The organism is Bradyrhizobium sp. SZCCHNRI3043, from assembly GCF_032377735.1.
Taxonomy (GTDB): domain Bacteria; phylum Pseudomonadota; class Alphaproteobacteria; order Rhizobiales; family Xanthobacteraceae; genus Bradyrhizobium.
Map to the genome: position 1 here is coordinate 145,488 of NZ_JAUHID010000011.1, position 16,473 is coordinate 161,960.

The following is a 16,473-nucleotide window of genomic DNA, read 5'->3' on the forward strand; positions in this document are numbered from 1 at the left end:
GCTCATTTTCAGCAATCATGTCACCGACACATGGCATGACAAGTATTCATTGCACTAATCACTGTAAGGGATAGCTGCGCGAGGATTCGGAAAATCGGGACAGCGCAGGATGCTGAGAGCGGGTGGGGTTGCGACGGTCGTGTTGGCAATTTCGGCCGACGGCACTCTCGGCGATCTGGGCCGAGATGGGGCTGGCGCAGGCCGCGTGAGGTCTGGTGCGCGCGCACATCGAAGTGCGCGCGCACGGTGCCACCACGCCGGTCCCTCACCGTGCCGTCAACGGGGCAGGAACCGTGCGCCCTCCTTGCCGAGGAAATCCAGCATGGCCTGCGCCGGCGGCAGCAGCAGCTTGTCGGCGCGCCGTACCGCATGCCATTGCCGGATCACGGGCAGTCCGGGCACCTTCAAGGTGACCAGGCGGCCCTCGGAGAGCTCGTGCGACACTGTGTGCTGCGAGATGAAGGCGATGCCGAGGCCGGCGATGACGGCCTGCTTGATGGTCTCGTTGCTGTCCATCTCCATGCTGGTCTTGAGATGCAGACCGTGCTTCTCCAGGAAGGTCTCCATCAGCATGCGGGTTCCCGAGCCGCTCTCGCGCGTGATGAACACCTCGCCCGCGAGCTCTGCGGCCGCGATCCGTTTTCGGCGCGCGAGCCGGTGCCCCGCCGGCGCGACGATGACATGCGGATGCTTGCCCATCGGCCGCATGTCGACGGGAATGTCCGCCGGCGGCCGTCCCATGATGGCGATGTCGAGATCGTATCCTCTGAGCGCTTCGCGGATGGTGTCGCGATTGCCGATCCGCAGGGTGACGTCGATCTTGGGGAACCGTCGCGAGAATTCCGCGATGGCGAAGGGAACGAAATATTTCGCCGTGCTGACCGCGCCGATCGCGACCCTGCCGCCGCTGCGCCCCGCCAAAATGTCGAGCGCCTGCTCGCAATCCTGCAGCGCCGCCTCGACGCGTTCGGCCAGCGCCAGCACGCTGCGTCCGGCTTCGGTGAGGATCATGCCGTCGGTGGTGCGCTGGATCAGCGGCAGGCCGGCGAGCTCCTGAAGGTTGCGAATTTGCAGCGTGACCGCAGGCTGCGTCAGGTGAAGACGGCCGGCCGCGGAGGTGACCGATCCGGACTCCTGCACGGCTGCGAGCGCGCGCAGCTGGCGAATGGTGAGGTCGCGTGAGAAGCGCCGGCTCATGGAACCCCCGATATAAGGAAAACTTTTGTCGATCCAAAGATAAAGAAATTTCCCTAATCACGCAAACCGGGCCTTGATGGGGGTGCGGCACGACCCCTTCGTGCCGCACGCATCAAGCTCTCCAAAGAATGGGCTGATGGCAAGGGAGTGGCCCATGGATCATCATCAGACATTGCAGGCACATCTGGCGGCGCAGGGTGCCGACGCCGATTGTGCCGCGGTCATCGAGGCTCTGGCCGAGGCGGCGCGCGAGCTCGCGCGGCAGATCGCTATCGCGCCGCTGTCCGGCGTCGACGAAGGCGCCGCCACCGTGAACGCCGACGGCGACGTCCAGAAGGCGCTCGACATCGTCGCCGACAATCTGATGCGGGATGCGCTGCGCCGGGCTCCTGTCGCGGGCATCCTGTCCGAAGAGGTCGATCGGCCGGAAACGGTCAACGCTGCTGCCCCACTTTGCGTGGCGATCGACCCGCTCGACGGCTCCTCGAACCTGCAGAACAACATCTCGGTCGGCACCATCTTCTCGATCCGGCCGCGCGGCCGCGACGTGCTCTCCAGCTTCTTCGAGCCCGGCACCGCACAGCTTGCCGCCGGCTTTTTCGTCTACGGACCGCAGACCTGCCTGGTGCTCGCGATCGACCGCCGCGTCGATCTCTACGTCCTGCATCCGACCTTGCACGAGTTCATGCTCGCCAAGTCCGGAATCCGCATCCCGCAGGATACGCCGGAGTTCGCCATCAACGCCTCGAACCGCCGGCACTGGAGCGGGACGGTGCGCAACTATGTCGACGAATGCCTGGCGGGCGCCGCGGGCCCGCGCGGCCGCGACTTCAACATGCGTTGGATCGCCTCGCTGGTCGCCGAGGCCTATCGCATCCTGATGCGCGGCGGCGTGTTCCTCTATCCGGCCGACTCCCGCCCCGGCTATCGTGAGGGCCGGCTGCGGCTGGTCTACGAGGCGCATCCGATGGCGCTGATCATGGAATGGGCCGGCGGCTCGGCCTCGAGCGGCCGTTCGCGCATTCTCGAACTGTCGGCGCGCTCGCCGCATCAGCGCGCGCCGCTGATCATGGGCGACGTTCGCCTTGTTCGCGACGTCGACCAGCTGCACGAGGGTGTCGAGCCGCTGTTCGAAACCAGCGATGCGCCCCTGTTCGCGCGGCGCGGCCTGTTCCGCTGAGCCAGCCTGCCGAACGCGCCTTCCGGAGAAAAGTCATGTCACGTCGTCATCCCATCATCTCGATCACGGGCTCGTCGGGCGCCGGCACCACGTCCGTCAAGAAGACCTTCGAGAACATCTTCCGCCGCGAGAACGTCAAGGCGGCCTACATCGAGGGCGATGCCTTCCATCGCTACAATCGCGAGGAGATGCGCCGCAAGATGGTCGAGGAGGCCGAACTCGGCAACAAGCACTTCAGCCATTTCAGCCCCGACACCAACCTGTTCGAGGAGCTCGAGAAGACCTTCCGCGATTACTCCGAGACCGGCACGGGCATGACGCGCCACTACGTCCATGACGAGGAGGAGGCGCGGCTCTACGACACAAGGCCCGGCAACTTCACCGACTGGACGCGGCTGCCGGAAGAGTCCGATCTTCTGTTCTACGAAGGCCTGCATGGCGCTGTCGTCACCGAGACGGTCAACATTGCCCAGCATGCGGACCTCAAGATCGGTGTCGTTCCGGTCATCAATCTCGAATGGATCCAGAAGCTGCACCGCGACCGTGCCTCGCGCGGCTATACCACCGAGGCGGTCACCGACACAATCCTGCGGCGCATGCCGGACTATGTGAACTACATCATTCCGCAGTTTTCCGAGACCGACATCAACTTCCAGCGTGTACCGACGGTCGACACGTCGAATCCCTTCATCGCGCGCTGGATTCCCACGCCCGACGAGTCGATGGTCGTCATCCGCCTGAAGAATCCGCGCGGCATCGACTTTCCCTATCTGCTCTCGATGATCCAGGGCAGCTTCATGTCGCGCGCGAATTCGATCGTGATCCATGGTTCCAGGCTCGATCTCGCCATGCAGCTCATTCTCACCCCCATGATCATGCAACTGATGGACCGAAAGAGGCGCACGCTATGACCGCCACCGCCGTGCAGACGCTGGCCCCCAAGACTGATAGCAAGACCGATATCAAGGCCGATCCCAGCCATGCGGAGATGGCGAATGCCATCCGCTTCCTCGCGATCGACGCCGTCGAAAAGGCGAAGTCGGGCCACCCCGGCATGCCGATGGGCATGGCCGATGTCGCCACTGTGCTGTATCAGCGCTTCCTGAAGTTCGATCCCGCCGATCCGGCCTGGCCCGATCGCGACCGGTTCGTGCTGTCGGCCGGACACGGCTCTATGCTGCTCTATGCGCTGCTGCATCTGACCGGCTACGAGGCGGTCACGATCGATGAGCTGAAGAAGTTCCGGCAATGGGGCGCCAAGACGCCCGGGCATCCGGAATATGGCCACACGCCGGGCGTCGAGACCACGACCGGTCCGCTGGGGCAGGGCATCGCGACGGCGGTCGGCATGGCGCTCGCCGAGCGCCTGATGAACGCGCGCTATGGCAACGATCTGGTCGATCACTACACCTATGTGATCGCCGGCGACGGCTGCCTGATGGAGGGCATCAGTCACGAGGCGATCTCGCTCGCGGGGCATCTCAAGCTGAATCGTTTGATCGTGCTGTTCGACGACAACGGCATCTCGATTGACGGCTCGACCGGGCTGGCATGCTCCGACGATCAGCTCGCGCGCTTTGCCGCCTCTGGTTGGACGACCTGCCGCATCGACGGCCATGATCCGGAAGCGATTGCTGCGGCGATCGCAGCGGCGCGGCAGAGCGATCGTCCCAGCATGATCGCGTGCCGGACGACGATCGGCTTCGGTTCACCCGGACGGCAGGGCTCGGAGAAGGCGCATGGCGCGCCGCTCGGGCCGGAGGAGGTCGAGAAGACCCGCGCGGCACTGCACTGGCCCCACCGTCCGTTCGAGGTGCCGGCCGACGTGCTGGTGAGCTGGCGCGAGATCGGCGCGCGAGGCCGCAGCGTGCGCCAGGCCTGGAAGGAGCGTGCGCGCAAGCTGTGCACCGCGGACCGGTCGCCCTGCCACGACGCGCTGAACAAGAAGCTTCCAGCCGCCTATACCGAGCGCATGGCGCAGTTCATCGCGCAGCTCACGGCCGAGCGGCCGAAGATCGCCACCCGCCAGGCCTCGCAGAACGTCATCGATGTCATCGCGACGGTGCTGCCCAATCTGCTCGGCGGCTCGGCGGATCTCACTCACTCCAACCTCACCAAGGCCAAGACGCACAAGTCGGTCACATCAGCGACCATGGACGGCAACTACATCCACTATGGCGTGCGCGAGCATGCGATGGCCGCGGCCATGAACGGCATCGCGCTGCATGGCGGCTTCATTCCCTACGGCGGCACCTTCCTCGCGTTCGCCGACTACAGCCGGCCGGCGATTCGCCTGGCCGCACTGATGGGCATCCGCGTCATCCACGTGATGACCCACGATTCCATCGGCCTCGGCGAGGACGGCCCGACGCATCAGCCGGTCGAGCATGTCGCGAGCTTGCGGGCCATTCCGAACCTCCTGGTATTCCGCCCGGCCGACGCGGTCGAGACGGCGGAAGCCTGGGATTGCGCGCTGCGTGCGGAGACCTCGCCGTCAGTGCTGTGCCTGTCGCGGCAGGCGCTGCCGGCGTTCCGCACCGAGGCATCGGATCACAACAAGGTAGCGCTCGGCGCTTACGTGGTCATCGAGCCCGAGGCCGGTCGCGACGTGACTTTGATTGCGACCGGCTCGGAGGTGGCCATCGCGCTGGAGGCGGCCAAGCTGCTGGCGGCCGAAGGCGTCCAGGCGGCGGTGGTGTCGGCGCCGTGCTTCGAATTGTTCCGCAAGCAGTCGGCAGAGTATCGCGCCGAAGTGCTCGGCCATGCGCCACGCATCGGGGTCGAAGCTGCGATCGAGGGCGACTGGGCGCGCTGGCTCGGTGATGCCGGCGAGTTCGTCGGCATGCAGGGCTTTGGCGCCTCGGCGCCGGCCGAGGTGCTGTATCGCGAATTCGGCATCACGCCTGCGGCGGTCGCCGATGCGGCCATGCGCAACATCATCCGGGCGCGGGCTTCCTGAGCCGCGTCACAGAACAGAACATCGAAACAGGAACGGAGATCAACATGGCGCGGATCACGCTCAGACAATTGCTGGACCATGCTGCCGAGCGCAGCTATGGCGTGCCGGCTTTCAACATCAACAACATGGAGCAGGGGCTCGCGATCATGGAGGCGGCCGCGGCGGTCGACGCCCCCGTGATCATCCAGGCCTCGCGCGGCGCGCGCTCCTATGCCGGCGACATCATGCTGTCGAAGATGATCGACGCGCTGGAGGAGATGTATCCGCAGATTCCGCTCTGCCTGCACCAGGACCACGGCAACGACGAGGCGACCTGCGCCACCGCGATCAAGTACGGCTTCACCTCTGTCATGATGGACGGGTCGCTCAAGGCCGACGCCAAGACCGCGGCGGATTATGACTACAATGTCGACATTACCCGCCGTGTCACTGACATGGCGCATTGGGTCGGCGCCTCGGTCGAGGGCGAACTCGGCGTGCTCGGCTCGCTCGAGCATGGCGGCGGCGAGCAGGAGGATGGTCATGGCCTCGAGGGCAAAGTCAGCCGCGAGCAGCTGCTGACCGATCCGGACCAGGCCGTGGATTTCGTCCGCGCCACCAAGGTCGATGCGCTGGCGATCGCGATGGGCACCTCGCACGGCGCCTACAAGTTCTCGCGCAAGCCGGACGGCGAGATCCTCGCCATGAACGTGATCGAGGAGATCCATCGCCGGCTGCCGAACACGCATCTGGTGATGCACGGCTCGTCCTCGGTGCCCCAGGCGCTGCAGGACATGTTCAATCAGTTCGGCGGCGAGATGCCGCAGACCTGGGGCGTCCCGGTCGAGGAGATCGTGCGCGGCATCCGCCATGGCGTCCGCAAGGTCAATATCGACACCGACTGCCGGCTGGCGATGACCGCGATCTTCCGCAAGGTCGGCGCGTCGTCGAAGGTCGAGTTCGATCCGCGCAAGTTCCTGAAGCCGGCGATGGATTCGATGCGCGAGTTGTGCCGCGAGCGGTTCGAGCAGTTCGGCGCTGCCGGCAATGCATCCAGGATCAAGGTCATTCCGCTCGCCGAAATGGCCAAGCGCTACCGCTCCGGCGCACTCGATCCGCGAGTTGGGGGAATGACTGAAGCTGCCTGACATCCACGGCCATAACGAACATTCAGGAGGAACACATGAACGACCCATCGATCACGGTGCGCGGCAAGGATCGCTACAAGTCCGGCGTCATGGAATACAAGCGCATGGGCTACTGGGAGCCGTCCTATCAGCCAAAGGACACCGACGTGATCGCGCTGTTCCGCGTCACGCCGCAGGACGGTGTCGACCCGACCGAGGCTTGCGCCGCGGTCGCCGGCGAATCCTCGACCGCGACCTGGACCGTGGTGTGGACCGACCGCCTGACGGCGGCCGAGAAGTACCGCGCCAAGTGCTACCGGGTCGAGCCGGTGCCGGGCTCGCCGGGCAGCTACTTCGCCTACATCGCCTATGACCTCGATCTGTTCGAGCCGGGCTCGATCTCCAACCTGACGGCCTCGATCATCGGCAACGTGTTCGGCTTCAAGCCGCTGAAGGCGCTGCGGCTGGAGGACATGCGGCTGCCGGTTGCCTATGTGAAGACGTTCCAGGGGCCGGCGACCGGCATCGTCGTCGAGCGCGAGCGGCTCGACAAGTTCGGCCGGCCGCTGCTGGGCGCTACCGTCAAGCCGAAGCTCGGCCTGTCCGGCCGCAACTACGGCCGCGTCGTCTACGAGGCGCTGAAGGGCGGGCTCGACTTCACCAAGGACGACGAGAACATCAACTCGCAGCCGTTCATGCATTGGCGCGAGCGCTTCCTGTACTGCATGGAGGCGGTCAACAAGGCGCAGGCGGCCACCGGTGAGATGAAGGGGACTTATCTCAACATTACCGCAGCGACCATGGAAGACATGTATGAGCGCGCCGAGTTCGCCAAGGAGCTCGGGTCATGCGTTGTCATGATCGACCTCGTGATCGGCTACACCGCGATCCAGTCGATGGCGAAGTGGGCTCGCAAGAACGACATGATCCTGCATCTGCATCGTGCAGGACACTCGACCTATACGCGGCAGCGCGCGCACGGCGTGTCGTTCCGCGTCATCGCCAAGTGGATGCGGCTCGCCGGTGTCGACCACATCCATGCCGGCACCGTGGTCGGCAAGCTCGAGGGCGACCCGAACACCACACGCGGCTACTACGACATCTGCCGCGAGGACTTTAATCCGATGCGGCTCGAGCACGGCGTGTTCTTCGACCAGCCCTGGGCCAGCCTGAACAAGCTGATGCCGGTGGCGTCCGGCGGCATCCATGCCGGCCAGATGCACCAGCTGCTCGACCTGCTCGGCGAGGACGTCGTGCTGCAGTTCGGCGGCGGCACCATTGGCCATCCGCGCGGCATCGCCGCCGGTGCGACCGCCAACCGCGTCGCGCTGGAGGCGATGATCCTCGCCCGCAACGAGGGCCGCGACTACGTGCATGAGGGCCCGGAGATCCTGGCCAAGGCGGCGCAGACCTGCACGCCGCTGCGCGAGGCGCTGGAGATCTGGAAGGACGTCACCTTCAACTACGAATCGACCGACTCGCCGGACTTCGTGCCGACCGTCACGCCCGCCGCCTAGTCATTATTCGATGCGCCGCCGCGACGCGGGCCGGAGCCCGCTCGCCCGCATCAGCCACACCAGGAGACATCAACATGCGCGTGACCCAAGGCTGCTTTTCTTTCCTACCCGATCTGACCGACGAGCAGATCACGGCCCAGATCCAGTATTGCCTCGAGAAGAATTGGGCCGTGAACATCGAGTTCACCGACGATCCGCATCCCCGCAACACCTATTGGGAGATGTGGGGCCTGCCGATGTTCGACCTGCGTGACGCCGCCGGCATCATGCGCGAGCTGGCCGAATGCCGGAAGATCTATGGCGACCGCTACATCCGCATCTCGGCCTTCGACTCCACCCACGGCTGGGAGTCGACCCGGCTGTCCTTCATCGTCAACCGGCCGCAGAACGAGCCGGGCTTCCGGCTCGACCGGCAGGAAACCGTCGGGCGCAATCAGCGTTATTCGACGCGGTCCTACGCGGCCGAGCGCCCCGAAGGCCAGCGTTACTGATCCCTGGCGGGCGGAGGTCGCTGCTGCGCCTGCAGGTCTGCGGCGTGGCAGGGATCTCCGCCCGGAGCGGCCATATCACCTTCTATTTGCCGTTGCTTCGTTGCTGCCAGGTTCGAAGGCACGGCGATCTGATGCGAGCGTCCCGAACGGAGCACGAGCGGATGATGCAGGCCACGCAGGCGGACACCACCCAGGCGACGCCGGTCGATACCGTCGACCTGCGCCGCGAGTTCGAGAGCGTCGATATTGCGCCCGTGCTGGAGCAGCTCGACCGTGAGCTGGTCGGGCTCGCGCCGGTCAAGACGCGGATCCGCGAGATCGCCTCGCTGCTGATGATGGAGCGGATCCGCCGCAAGATGGGGCTGGCGACGACGTTTCCGACCCTGCACATGTCGTTCACCGGCAATCCCGGCACCGGCAAGACCACGGTCGCGCTGCGCATGGCGGGCATCCTGCACCGGCTCGGCTTCGTCCGTCGCGGCCACGTCATCAGTGTCACCCGCGACGATCTCGTCGGCCAATATATCGGCCACACCGCGCCAAAGACCAAGGAAGTGCTGAAGAAGGCGATGGGGGGCGTCCTGTTCATTGACGAGGCCTATTATCTCTACCGTCCCGAGAACGAGCGCGACTACGGCCAGGAGTCGATCGAGATCCTGCTGCAGATCATGGAGTCGCAGCGCGAGGACCTCGTGGTCATTCTTGCCGGCTATGCCGACCGGATGGAGAAGTTCTTCCAGAGCAATCCCGGCTTCCGCTCGCGCATCGCCCACCACATCGACTTCCCCGACTATTCGGAAGCCGAGCTACTGACGATCTCCGAGATGATGCTGGAGGGGCAGAATTATCGCTTCACCCCGGAGGCCCGCGCCGCTTTCGAAAAGTACATCGCCGTCCGGCGCACCCAACCGTTGTTCTCGAACGCGCGCTCGATCCGCAACGCGCTGGATCGGATCCGCCTGCGTCAGGCCAACCGGCTGGTGTCGCGGCTCGACCGCGTGCTGACGTCCGATGACGTGATGTCGATCGAAGCGAGCGACGTGCTGGCGAGTCGCGTGTTCGCCAAGGGTGCCGACGCAGGCGACGGCAGGGCGGAGGCGCAATCATGAGTCTCGCTTTGGTGATGAACGCGCCGCTCGACGATCTCAGGCGCCGCATCGCCGACGCCGGCGCGCTGATCTTCGATGTCGACGGCACCATGGCCGAGACCGAGGAGATCCATCGCGAGGCTTTCAACGAGGCGTTCGTCGCGGTCGGCATCGACTGGCACTGGGGCCGCCGCATCTACAAGGAGCTGCTGCGCGTCGCCGGCGGCAAGGAGCGCATTCGCGCCTTCGACCAGATGCGGCGCACGGGGCCGCCGCTGAGCGACGCCGTCATTGCCCGGCTTCATCGCATCAAGACGGAGCGGTTTGCCGCGCTGATGGCCGACAAGGGATGCCCATTGCGCCCAGGCGTTCAAGCATTGCTGGGGGCTGCCTCGGCACGCGGGCAGCGGCTCGCGATCGCGACGACGACCACGCGCGCCAATATCGATGCCCTGCTGGCGCCCGTGTTGGGCGTGGATTGGGAGGCAGGATTTGCCGCCGTCGTGGCGGCCGACGATGTCGCGCGCAAGAAGCCTGCGCCCGATGTCTACCTGGAGGTCTTGTCGCAGCTCGATCTGCCCGCGGCCAGTTGCATCGCGATCGAGGACTCCGGTAACGGGTTGATGGCTGCGACCCGCGCCGGCGTTCCCGTGCTGATCACGCGCAGCCTCTACTTTCATGACGACACGTTCGACGGTGCGCTCGCTGTGCTCGACGACCTCGTGGAGTTTGTTGCCTGAGGTATTTTGAGGTGTCTGTGCTGATGCATTGCCGATTATGTACGCCACCATGCGCATAGCCGCGTGGCGTAGTTGTTCTATTGCCGTCTCGACAAGAACGTGTAATCCCTTAACGTTATGTCTTCATGTCGAGTCGAGGTCGTTGAGTATGGCCCGCACGCAGGCCAAATTGAAACGTACGGACGTTGCACGCACGGAAGCGTTTCGCGGGCGGGTGGGACGGCCGCCGAAGGCGCTGGCTGGAAACATCGAGGAACGTATTCTGGACGCTGCGCGCGCGGTGTTTCTCGAGCGCGGCTTTGACGGCGCCAGCATCGACGAGATCGCCGAACGCGCCCCCGCCAGCAAGCCGACGATTTATGCCCGATACACCGGCAAGGCCGCCTTGTTTGCCGCTGTCGTCGAGCGCTCCATCAACGACGTGATGAATCTCGGGGCCTACACGCCGGTCGCCGGCACTGCACAGGAAAAGCTGGTTGGACTTGCCATCGCCATCGTCGATCGCGCGCTGAAGGAATCGCTCGGATTGTTACGGGTCACGATCGGGGAGGCCTACCGGTTTCCCGATCTCAGTTGTCAGTTTCATGACGTCTCGCGCAAGCGCGCCACCCATGCCGTGGCGGCGCTGCTCGCCGAGACGATCGGCGTCTCGGCCATGACCGCCCGCCGGACGCCGTCGAAGGCGTCGGCGGCCTCCGCCGAGATCTTCATCGACCTGATCGTCATGCCGGTGATCATGCGCTCGCTGATGGGCGAGAGCGAAAGGACGATCCGCAGGGAGCTGCCCGGCTTCGTCCGTGACCGGGTCAAGATTTTCCTGGCGCTGCAGCCGAAGGCCTGAGCAGCGCGATCAGCGCCGCCGCAGCAATGACGGTTCGAGCGTCACCTGCTTGAGATCGTTGCCGCTGACGACGACCACGATGAAGGCGAGCTTGCCGTCCTTGTTCATCAGGCCGCCACTGATCGCCCGGCCGGCCGCCGAGCGCTCGGCGATCCGAATCGCATCCGACATCTTGAGCCGGACCGTGGTGAGGGCGGCCAGGCTGTTACGGTCGCTTTCGCTCAGTCCGTCCACGGTCGAGAACAGAACGCTGTTGCGCACCTTTGCCGTGGTGCCGTCGATGTCGGATTCCCAGATCCGTCCGCGCTGCAGGGTTCGGACCTTGTAGATGGGGGCGTCGAGCCCACCCTCGAAGCTGATGTCCGCGGTCTTGGAGCCAGGATGAATCCTTTCGGCGATCCGCAGCGCCTGGTGCAGTGACACCTCCGTCCGCCTGAACTTGTCGAGCTCGCGATCAATCGTCTCCTGGCTCAGCGCCGGATCGGTGGAGGCTTGCGGATCCCCCTCCGTCTGCATGCCGGTGCCGGTTCCGGCGACGGCGTGCGCCAGGGGAGTCCATGACAGCAGGATCAAGGTCAACAGAATGATTCGTTTCATGACGGCCTGCTGTCTCCGATCTCGGTCGGTGCTTGTAGAGCATTCCCTTGGGAAACGGTTGCGATAAAACGAAACTGTATCGTTTTATAATTGTCGATGGCGCGGTTGTCAAGGTAACGGCGCCGGCGGCGTCTGGGTCCAGAAGCGACCCGAGCGCGCGCCGTCATAGCCAAGGGTGTAGAGCGAGCGCATGTAGTCGGTGTCGAAGCCGACGCCTTGGCCCTCGGGGACGGACGGGTCGATCGCCGTCATGTTGAAGGCTAGGCCATTGTGCCGGGCGAACTGATAGGTGGCCGAGAGGTAGCTCCGGATCTCGCGTTTGCTCTTCATGGCCAGCGAGCGGATCGCGATCGCCTTGGCGCTGTTTTCGACCGGCTGGAAATCGGTGGACGTCCGGCCGTTCATGATGATGTAGATGGCGGGCCTCGCTGAGGCCATGCGCCGCGATGATTCGGGCTGCATCAGCAGACGGTCCGGAAAGGTGAACACCTGGGTCGAGACACCGCCGTCGACATGCATCTCCTCGATCGGCTTGCCGTCGGAGGAGGCCGCGATCAGCGACGGCGGAAACGCCACGGGAACGCTGGCGGACGCGGTCAGGACCTGCCGGAACAGGTCGAGCGCGCGCGGCGTCCGCGCCGAGGCGATCTCACCCATGTTCCACAACACCGGGCGCCCCGCGTCCAGATCGGTGGTCACGACGAACAGTCTCCGGCCCTTGGCGTGTTCTCTGGCGATCGCCGCGAGCAGGTCCGGCGTCGTGTAGTGGCTGATCGCGTCGCGGAGCGGCTGCCCATCGAACAGGGATGAGCCGAACACGGCGTTGAGCGCGTTGGGGGAGGCCGCGAACGAGCTGGCGAGCCCGCTCGTATACATCTCCTTCAGCGTCGCATCGTAGGCTGGCCCGAGGAAGGCGAACGGCGCGATCAGGGCACCGGTGCTGACGCCCGAGACGATCGTGAATTCGGGACGAGCCCCGCTTTCGCTCCAGCCGTTGAGAACGCCGGCGCCGAATGCGCCGTCGCCGCCGCCGCCGGACAGCGCAAGATAGGCGAAGGGCTTGCCAGGTTGCGGCTGCGGCTTGAACGCGGCGTTGTCGAAGCTCGCGGCCGGCGCATCGGCCCACATCCGGATCGCGCGAAAGCCGTCGATCGTGGCGCGTTTGGCGTCGTCGGCCGAATAGGCCGCGCGCTGAACGGCGGCACAGCCGCCGAGCAGGAGAGCCAGGCTGCAGAATGCGGCCAGACTCCCTGCCGCTCGGATCCAACGCGATCGCACGTCCCACCCATCCGTTCACTAAACGAAACCGTATAGTATTATTATTGCGATTTGATCAAGCCCGAGGCGATCGACGCGTATCCGCGGATCACGATTGCGGGAGCTGGATATCGGAACCTGCACGGCAGCCTGGGCCGATCGTCCTGCTGCTCGTTCACAGGCGGCACTCGGCGCGTTCATCTGCGGCTCACGCGCCGCCGGCTATGATTTTCTTCCATTTCCGATAGGTTGTCGCCGTTTCAACCAGGGGCGGCCGATATTGCCGCAGCGGCGCCTGATGTTCCGACAGGGGCACGATGCAGGCCGCATCGGCGGACGCGACCAGAGGAGTCTGAATGATCAACCGGCGGGCCATGATCACCTTCACGTTCACTGCCGCGACGCTGCTCGCAGCCTGCGGCGGCGTTGCGCAGGCGGCGCAGTGCGGCTCGTCGCCGGCGGGGTTCGAGGCGTGGAAGCGCGAATTCAGCGAGGAGGCGAGGGCGAAGGGCGTCGGCGGCACCGCGATCGCCGCGCTGATGCAGACCAACTACGCCTCGGCGACGGTCGCCGCCGATCGCGGCCAGCGCAGCTTCCAGCTCTCGCTCGATCAGTTCCTCGCCAAGCGCGGGGCTGCGGCGATCGTCGCGCGCGGCCGCCAGCTCAAGCAGTCGCAGGCGGCGATGTTCGCCTCGATCGAGCAGCGCTACGGCGTGCCGCCCGGACCCCTGATCGCGATCTGGGGCATGGAAAGCGCGTTCGGCAGCCAGCGCGGCAATCAGCACATGCTGTCGTCGATCGCGACGCTCGCCTATGATTGCCGCCGTCCGGAGTTCTTCACCGACCAGCTCTATGCCGCGCTCAAGCTGATCGACCGCGGCGTGCTCTCGGGCAACACCCGCGGCTCGATGCATGGCGAGGTCGGGCAGACTCAGTTCATGCCGAAGAACATCCTGGCCTATGGCACGGGCAATCTCGACGTTGCCGCCAACGCGTTGGCCTCGACCGCGAACTTCCTGCGCGCCAATGGCTGGAAGGCAGGCGCCGGCTATCAGCCGGGCGAGCCGAACTTCGCCGCCATCGAGGCCTGGAACGCCGCCGGCGTCTATCAGAAGGCGATCGCGCTGATGGGCCGCCAGATCGATGGCGGCGGCTCGGCCGCGGCGCGCTGACAGGCTTGCGACTGGCAAGCATGTCGAAATGAAAGAAGCGGCGCTTCATCACTGAAGCGCCGCCTCTCATTATTCTCGGTCAGTCAGCTTCTCGACTTAGGTCTTCAGCTCGAACCGATCCAGGTTCATCACCTTGGTCCAGGCGGCGACGAAGTCCTTGACGAACTTCTGCTTGGCATCCGAGCTCGCATAGACCTCGGCCAGCGCCCGCAACTGCGAGTGCGAGCCGAAGATCAGGTCGGCGCGGGTGGCCGTCCACTTGATCGCGCCGGACTTGCGGTCGCGGCCCTCGAAGGTGTGCTCGCCCTGATCGACCGGCCGCCACACCACGCCCATGTCGAGCAGGTTGGCGAAGAAGTCGTTCGTGAGCGTCTCGGTCTGCGCCGTGAACACGCCATGCTTGGAGCCGTTGGCGTTGGCGCCGAGCACGCGCAGGCCGCCGACCAGCACGGTCATCTCCGGCGCGGTCAAGGTGAGCAGTTGCGCCTTGTCGACCAGCAGCTCCTCGCCCGACAGCCACTGCTGGCCGCTGAGATAGTTGCGGAAGCCGTCATATTTCGGCTCGAGCACCGCGAACGACTCGACGTCGGTCTGCTCCTGCGAGGCATCGGTGCGGCCGGGCACGAACGGCACGGTCACCTCGACGCCGGCCTTCTTGGCCGCCGCTTCGACCCCGGCATTGCCGGCCAGCACGATCAGGTCGGCGAGCGACACCTTCTTGCCGCCGGTGGCCGATGCGTTGAACTCCTTCTGGATGCCTTCGAGCGTCGAGAGCACCTTGGCGAGCTGGGCCGGGTTGTTGACTGCCCAATCCTTCTGCGGAGCCAGGCGAATGCGCGCGCCATTGGCGCCGCCGCGCTTGTCCGAGCCGCGGAAGGTCGAGGCCGAGGCCCAGGCCGTCGACACCAATTGCGACACCGACAGACCCGAAGCGAGGATCTTCGCCTTGAGCGACGCGACGTCGTTGTCGTCCACGAGCGGATGGTCGACCGGCGGCACCGGATCCTGCCAGATCAGATCTTCCTTCGGCACCAGCGGGCCGAGGTAGCGCACCTTCGGACCCATGTCGCGATGGGTCAGCTTGAACCAGGCGCGGGCGAAGGCATCGGCGAACTGATCCGGGTTCTCCATGAACCGGCGCGAGATCTTCTCGTAGGCCGGATCGAACCGCAGCGCGAGGTCGGTGGTCAGCATCGACGGCGCGTGGCGCTTGGACTTGTCATGCGCATCCGGCACGGTGTTGGCGCCGGCGCCATGCTTCGGCTTCCACTGGTGCGCGCCGGCCGGGCTCTTGGTCAGCTCCCATTCATAGCCGAACAGATTCCAGAAGAAGTTGTTGCTCCACTTGGTTGGCGTCGTCGTCCAGATCACTTCGAGGCCGGAGGTGATGGTATCGCCGCCCTTGCCGGAGCCGTACTTGCTGGCCCAGCCGAGACCCTGCTGCGCGATGTCGGCGCCTTCCGGCTCGGCCCCGACCAGCGACGCATCACCCGCGCCGTGGGTCTTGCCGAAGGTGTGACCGCCGGCGATCAGCGCCACGGTCTCTTCGTCGTTCATCGCCATGCGGGCGAACGTCTCGCGGATGTCGCGCGCGGCAGCCAGCGGATCGGGATTGCCGTTCGGGCCTTCCGGGTTGACGTAGATGAGGCCCATCTGCACGGCAGCGAGCGAGCCTGCGAGCTCGCGGTCGCCGCTGTAGCGCTCGTCGGCGAGCCACTTGCCCTCGGGGCCCCAATAGATGTCCTGCTCGGGCTCCCAGGTATCGGCGCGACCACCGCCGAAGCCGAAGGTCTTGAAGCCCATCGATTCCAGCGCAACGTTGCCGGTCAGCACGAACAGGTCGGCCCAGGAGATCTTCTGGCCGTACTTCTGCTTGATCGGCCACAGCAGGCGGCGGGCCTTGTCGAGGTTGGCGTTGTCCGGCCAGCTGTTCAGCGGCGCAAAACGCTGCTGACCAGTGCCGGCGCCGCCACGGCCATCGCCGATGCGATAGGTGCCGGCGGCGTGCCAGGCCATGCGGATGAACAGCGGACCGTAATGGCCGAAATCGGCCGGCCACCATTCCTGCGAATCGGTCATCAGCGCGTGCAGATCCTTGACCAGCGCGTCGAGATCGAGGCTCTTGAATTCCTTGGAGTAATCGAACGCCTCGCCGAGCGGATCGGAGAGGTTCGAGTGCTGATGCAGGACCGACAGATTGAGCTGGTTCGGCCACCAATCCTTGTTCGAAAATCCCTTCAAGCCGCCCGAGAACGGGCACTTGCTGACGTCATCCATGTTTGCCTCCTGACGTGATCGTCATGGTTCCCCCCTGGGGTGGGAGCCGGG

The 16,473-nt window shown here is 65.3% G+C and carries 15 protein-coding genes; 10 read left to right on the forward strand and 5 right to left on the reverse strand.

Translation table 11 applies throughout. From position 1 onward, the window contains the following. Positions 1-276 precede the first annotated feature (276 nt). The gene (locus QX124_RS21590; RefSeq protein WP_315755203.1) at positions 277-1,197 is read right to left on the reverse strand and encodes a LysR family transcriptional regulator; all 921 of its coding nucleotides are present in this window, start codon (positions 1,195-1,197) and stop codon (positions 277-279) included. A gap of 136 nt (positions 1,198-1,333) precedes the next feature. Between QX124_RS21590 and QX124_RS21595 the strand changes: the two genes are divergently transcribed. From QX124_RS21595 to QX124_RS21635, 9 genes are all read left to right on the forward strand, one after another. Next, complete coding sequence (locus QX124_RS21595; RefSeq protein ID WP_315798218.1) at positions 1,334-2,377, forward strand: class 1 fructose-bisphosphatase; 1,044 nt, start codon at positions 1,334-1,336, stop codon at positions 2,375-2,377. Positions 2,378-2,412: 35 nt separating this feature from the next. Continuing rightward, on the forward strand, positions 2,413-3,288 hold the full coding sequence (locus tag QX124_RS21600) for a phosphoribulokinase (protein WP_315733741.1): 876 nt from the start codon (positions 2,413-2,415) through the stop codon (positions 3,286-3,288). After that, positions 3,285-5,336 carry a transketolase gene (tkt, locus tag QX124_RS21605; RefSeq protein ID WP_315798219.1) on the forward strand — a complete coding sequence of 684 codons (2,052 nt, stop codon included), beginning with the start codon at positions 3,285-3,287 and terminating at the stop codon, positions 5,334-5,336. The genes QX124_RS21600 and tkt overlap by 4 nt, the downstream gene beginning before the upstream one ends. Positions 5,337-5,380: 44 nt before the next feature. After that, positions 5,381-6,463: a class II fructose-bisphosphate aldolase gene (gene fba, locus QX124_RS21610; RefSeq protein ID WP_315733737.1), complete on the forward strand. Its 1,083-nt coding sequence runs from the start codon at positions 5,381-5,383 to the stop codon at positions 6,461-6,463. 35 nt (positions 6,464-6,498) lie between these two features. Further along, entirely contained in the window at positions 6,499-7,959 is a 1,461-nt protein-coding gene (locus QX124_RS21615; protein ID WP_315733736.1) for a form I ribulose bisphosphate carboxylase large subunit, read from the forward strand. A 74-nt stretch (positions 7,960-8,033) separates the two neighbouring features. Further along, positions 8,034-8,450 carry a ribulose bisphosphate carboxylase small subunit gene (locus QX124_RS21620; protein WP_315733734.1) on the forward strand — a complete coding sequence of 139 codons (417 nt, stop codon included), beginning with the start codon at positions 8,034-8,036 and terminating at the stop codon, positions 8,448-8,450. Between the two features lie 164 nt (positions 8,451-8,614). Further along, entirely contained in the window at positions 8,615-9,559 is a 945-nt protein-coding gene (gene cbbX / locus QX124_RS21625; RefSeq protein ID WP_315735640.1) for a CbbX protein, read from the forward strand. Further along, positions 9,556-10,278 carry an HAD-IA family hydrolase gene (locus tag QX124_RS21630; protein WP_315798220.1) on the forward strand — a complete coding sequence of 241 codons (723 nt, stop codon included), beginning with the start codon at positions 9,556-9,558 and terminating at the stop codon, positions 10,276-10,278. The genes cbbX and QX124_RS21630 overlap by 4 nt, the downstream gene beginning before the upstream one ends. A 148-nt stretch (positions 10,279-10,426) precedes the next feature. Beyond that, a complete protein-coding gene (locus QX124_RS21635) occupies positions 10,427-11,119 on the forward strand; it encodes a TetR/AcrR family transcriptional regulator (protein ID WP_315735638.1) in 693 nt (230 codons plus the stop codon). Positions 11,120-11,128: 9 nt separating this feature from the next. Here QX124_RS21635 and QX124_RS21640 read toward each other — a convergent pair whose 3' ends face one another. From QX124_RS21640 to QX124_RS21650, 3 genes are all read right to left on the reverse strand, one after another. Then, positions 11,129-11,716: a PepSY domain-containing protein gene (locus QX124_RS21640; protein WP_315778465.1), complete on the reverse strand. Its 588-nt coding sequence runs from the start codon at positions 11,714-11,716 to the stop codon at positions 11,129-11,131. Between the two features lie 108 nt (positions 11,717-11,824). Continuing rightward, complete coding sequence (locus tag QX124_RS21645; protein WP_315785548.1) at positions 11,825-12,994, reverse strand: patatin-like phospholipase family protein; 1,170 nt, start codon at positions 12,992-12,994, stop codon at positions 11,825-11,827. A gap of 187 nt (positions 12,995-13,181) precedes the next feature. Further along, positions 13,182-13,349: a hypothetical protein gene (locus QX124_RS21650; protein WP_315798221.1), complete on the reverse strand. Its 168-nt coding sequence runs from the start codon at positions 13,347-13,349 to the stop codon at positions 13,182-13,184. Here QX124_RS21650 and QX124_RS21655 point away from each other — a divergent pair. Beyond that, positions 13,330-14,145 carry a lytic transglycosylase domain-containing protein gene (locus QX124_RS21655; RefSeq protein WP_409997727.1) on the forward strand — a complete coding sequence of 272 codons (816 nt, stop codon included), beginning with the start codon at positions 13,330-13,332 and terminating at the stop codon, positions 14,143-14,145. The genes QX124_RS21650 and QX124_RS21655 overlap by 20 nt on opposite strands. 96 nt (positions 14,146-14,241) lie before the next feature. Here QX124_RS21655 and katG read toward each other — a convergent pair whose 3' ends face one another. Further along, positions 14,242-16,422, reverse strand: coding sequence for a catalase/peroxidase HPI (gene katG / locus QX124_RS21660; protein ID WP_315798222.1), 2,181 nt, complete (start codon positions 16,420-16,422; stop codon positions 14,242-14,244). Positions 16,423-16,473: the final 51 nt, after the last annotated feature.

Excerpts from the sequence above, each read along its gene's own strand:
- QX124_RS21590 (WP_315755203.1), bottom strand. The coding sequence starts at position 1,197 with ATGAGCCGGCGCTTCTCACGCGACCTCACCATTCGCCAGCTGCGCGCG.
- QX124_RS21595 (WP_315798218.1), top strand. The coding sequence starts at position 1,334 with ATGGCAAGGGAGTGGCCCATGGATCATCATCAGACATTGCAGGCACAT.
- QX124_RS21600 (WP_315733741.1), top strand. The coding sequence starts at position 2,413 with ATGTCACGTCGTCATCCCATCATCTCGATCACGGGCTCGTCGGGCGCC.
- tkt (WP_315798219.1), top strand. The coding sequence starts at position 3,285 with ATGACCGCCACCGCCGTGCAGACGCTGGCCCCCAAGACTGATAGCAAG.
- fba (WP_315733737.1), top strand. The coding sequence starts at position 5,381 with ATGGCGCGGATCACGCTCAGACAATTGCTGGACCATGCTGCCGAGCGC.
- QX124_RS21615 (WP_315733736.1), top strand. The coding sequence starts at position 6,499 with ATGAACGACCCATCGATCACGGTGCGCGGCAAGGATCGCTACAAGTCC.
- QX124_RS21620 (WP_315733734.1), top strand. The coding sequence starts at position 8,034 with ATGCGCGTGACCCAAGGCTGCTTTTCTTTCCTACCCGATCTGACCGAC.
- cbbX (WP_315735640.1), top strand. The coding sequence starts at position 8,615 with ATGCAGGCCACGCAGGCGGACACCACCCAGGCGACGCCGGTCGATACC.
- QX124_RS21630 (WP_315798220.1), top strand. The coding sequence starts at position 9,556 with ATGAGTCTCGCTTTGGTGATGAACGCGCCGCTCGACGATCTCAGGCGC.
- QX124_RS21635 (WP_315735638.1), top strand. The coding sequence starts at position 10,427 with ATGGCCCGCACGCAGGCCAAATTGAAACGTACGGACGTTGCACGCACG.
- QX124_RS21640 (WP_315778465.1), bottom strand. The coding sequence starts at position 11,716 with ATGAAACGAATCATTCTGTTGACCTTGATCCTGCTGTCATGGACTCCC.
- QX124_RS21655 (WP_409997727.1), top strand. The coding sequence starts at position 13,330 with ATGATCAACCGGCGGGCCATGATCACCTTCACGTTCACTGCCGCGACG.
- QX124_RS21650 (WP_315798221.1), bottom strand. The coding sequence starts at position 13,349 with ATGGCCCGCCGGTTGATCATTCAGACTCCTCTGGTCGCGTCCGCCGAT.
- katG (WP_315798222.1), bottom strand. The coding sequence starts at position 16,422 with ATGGATGACGTCAGCAAGTGCCCGTTCTCGGGCGGCTTGAAGGGATTT.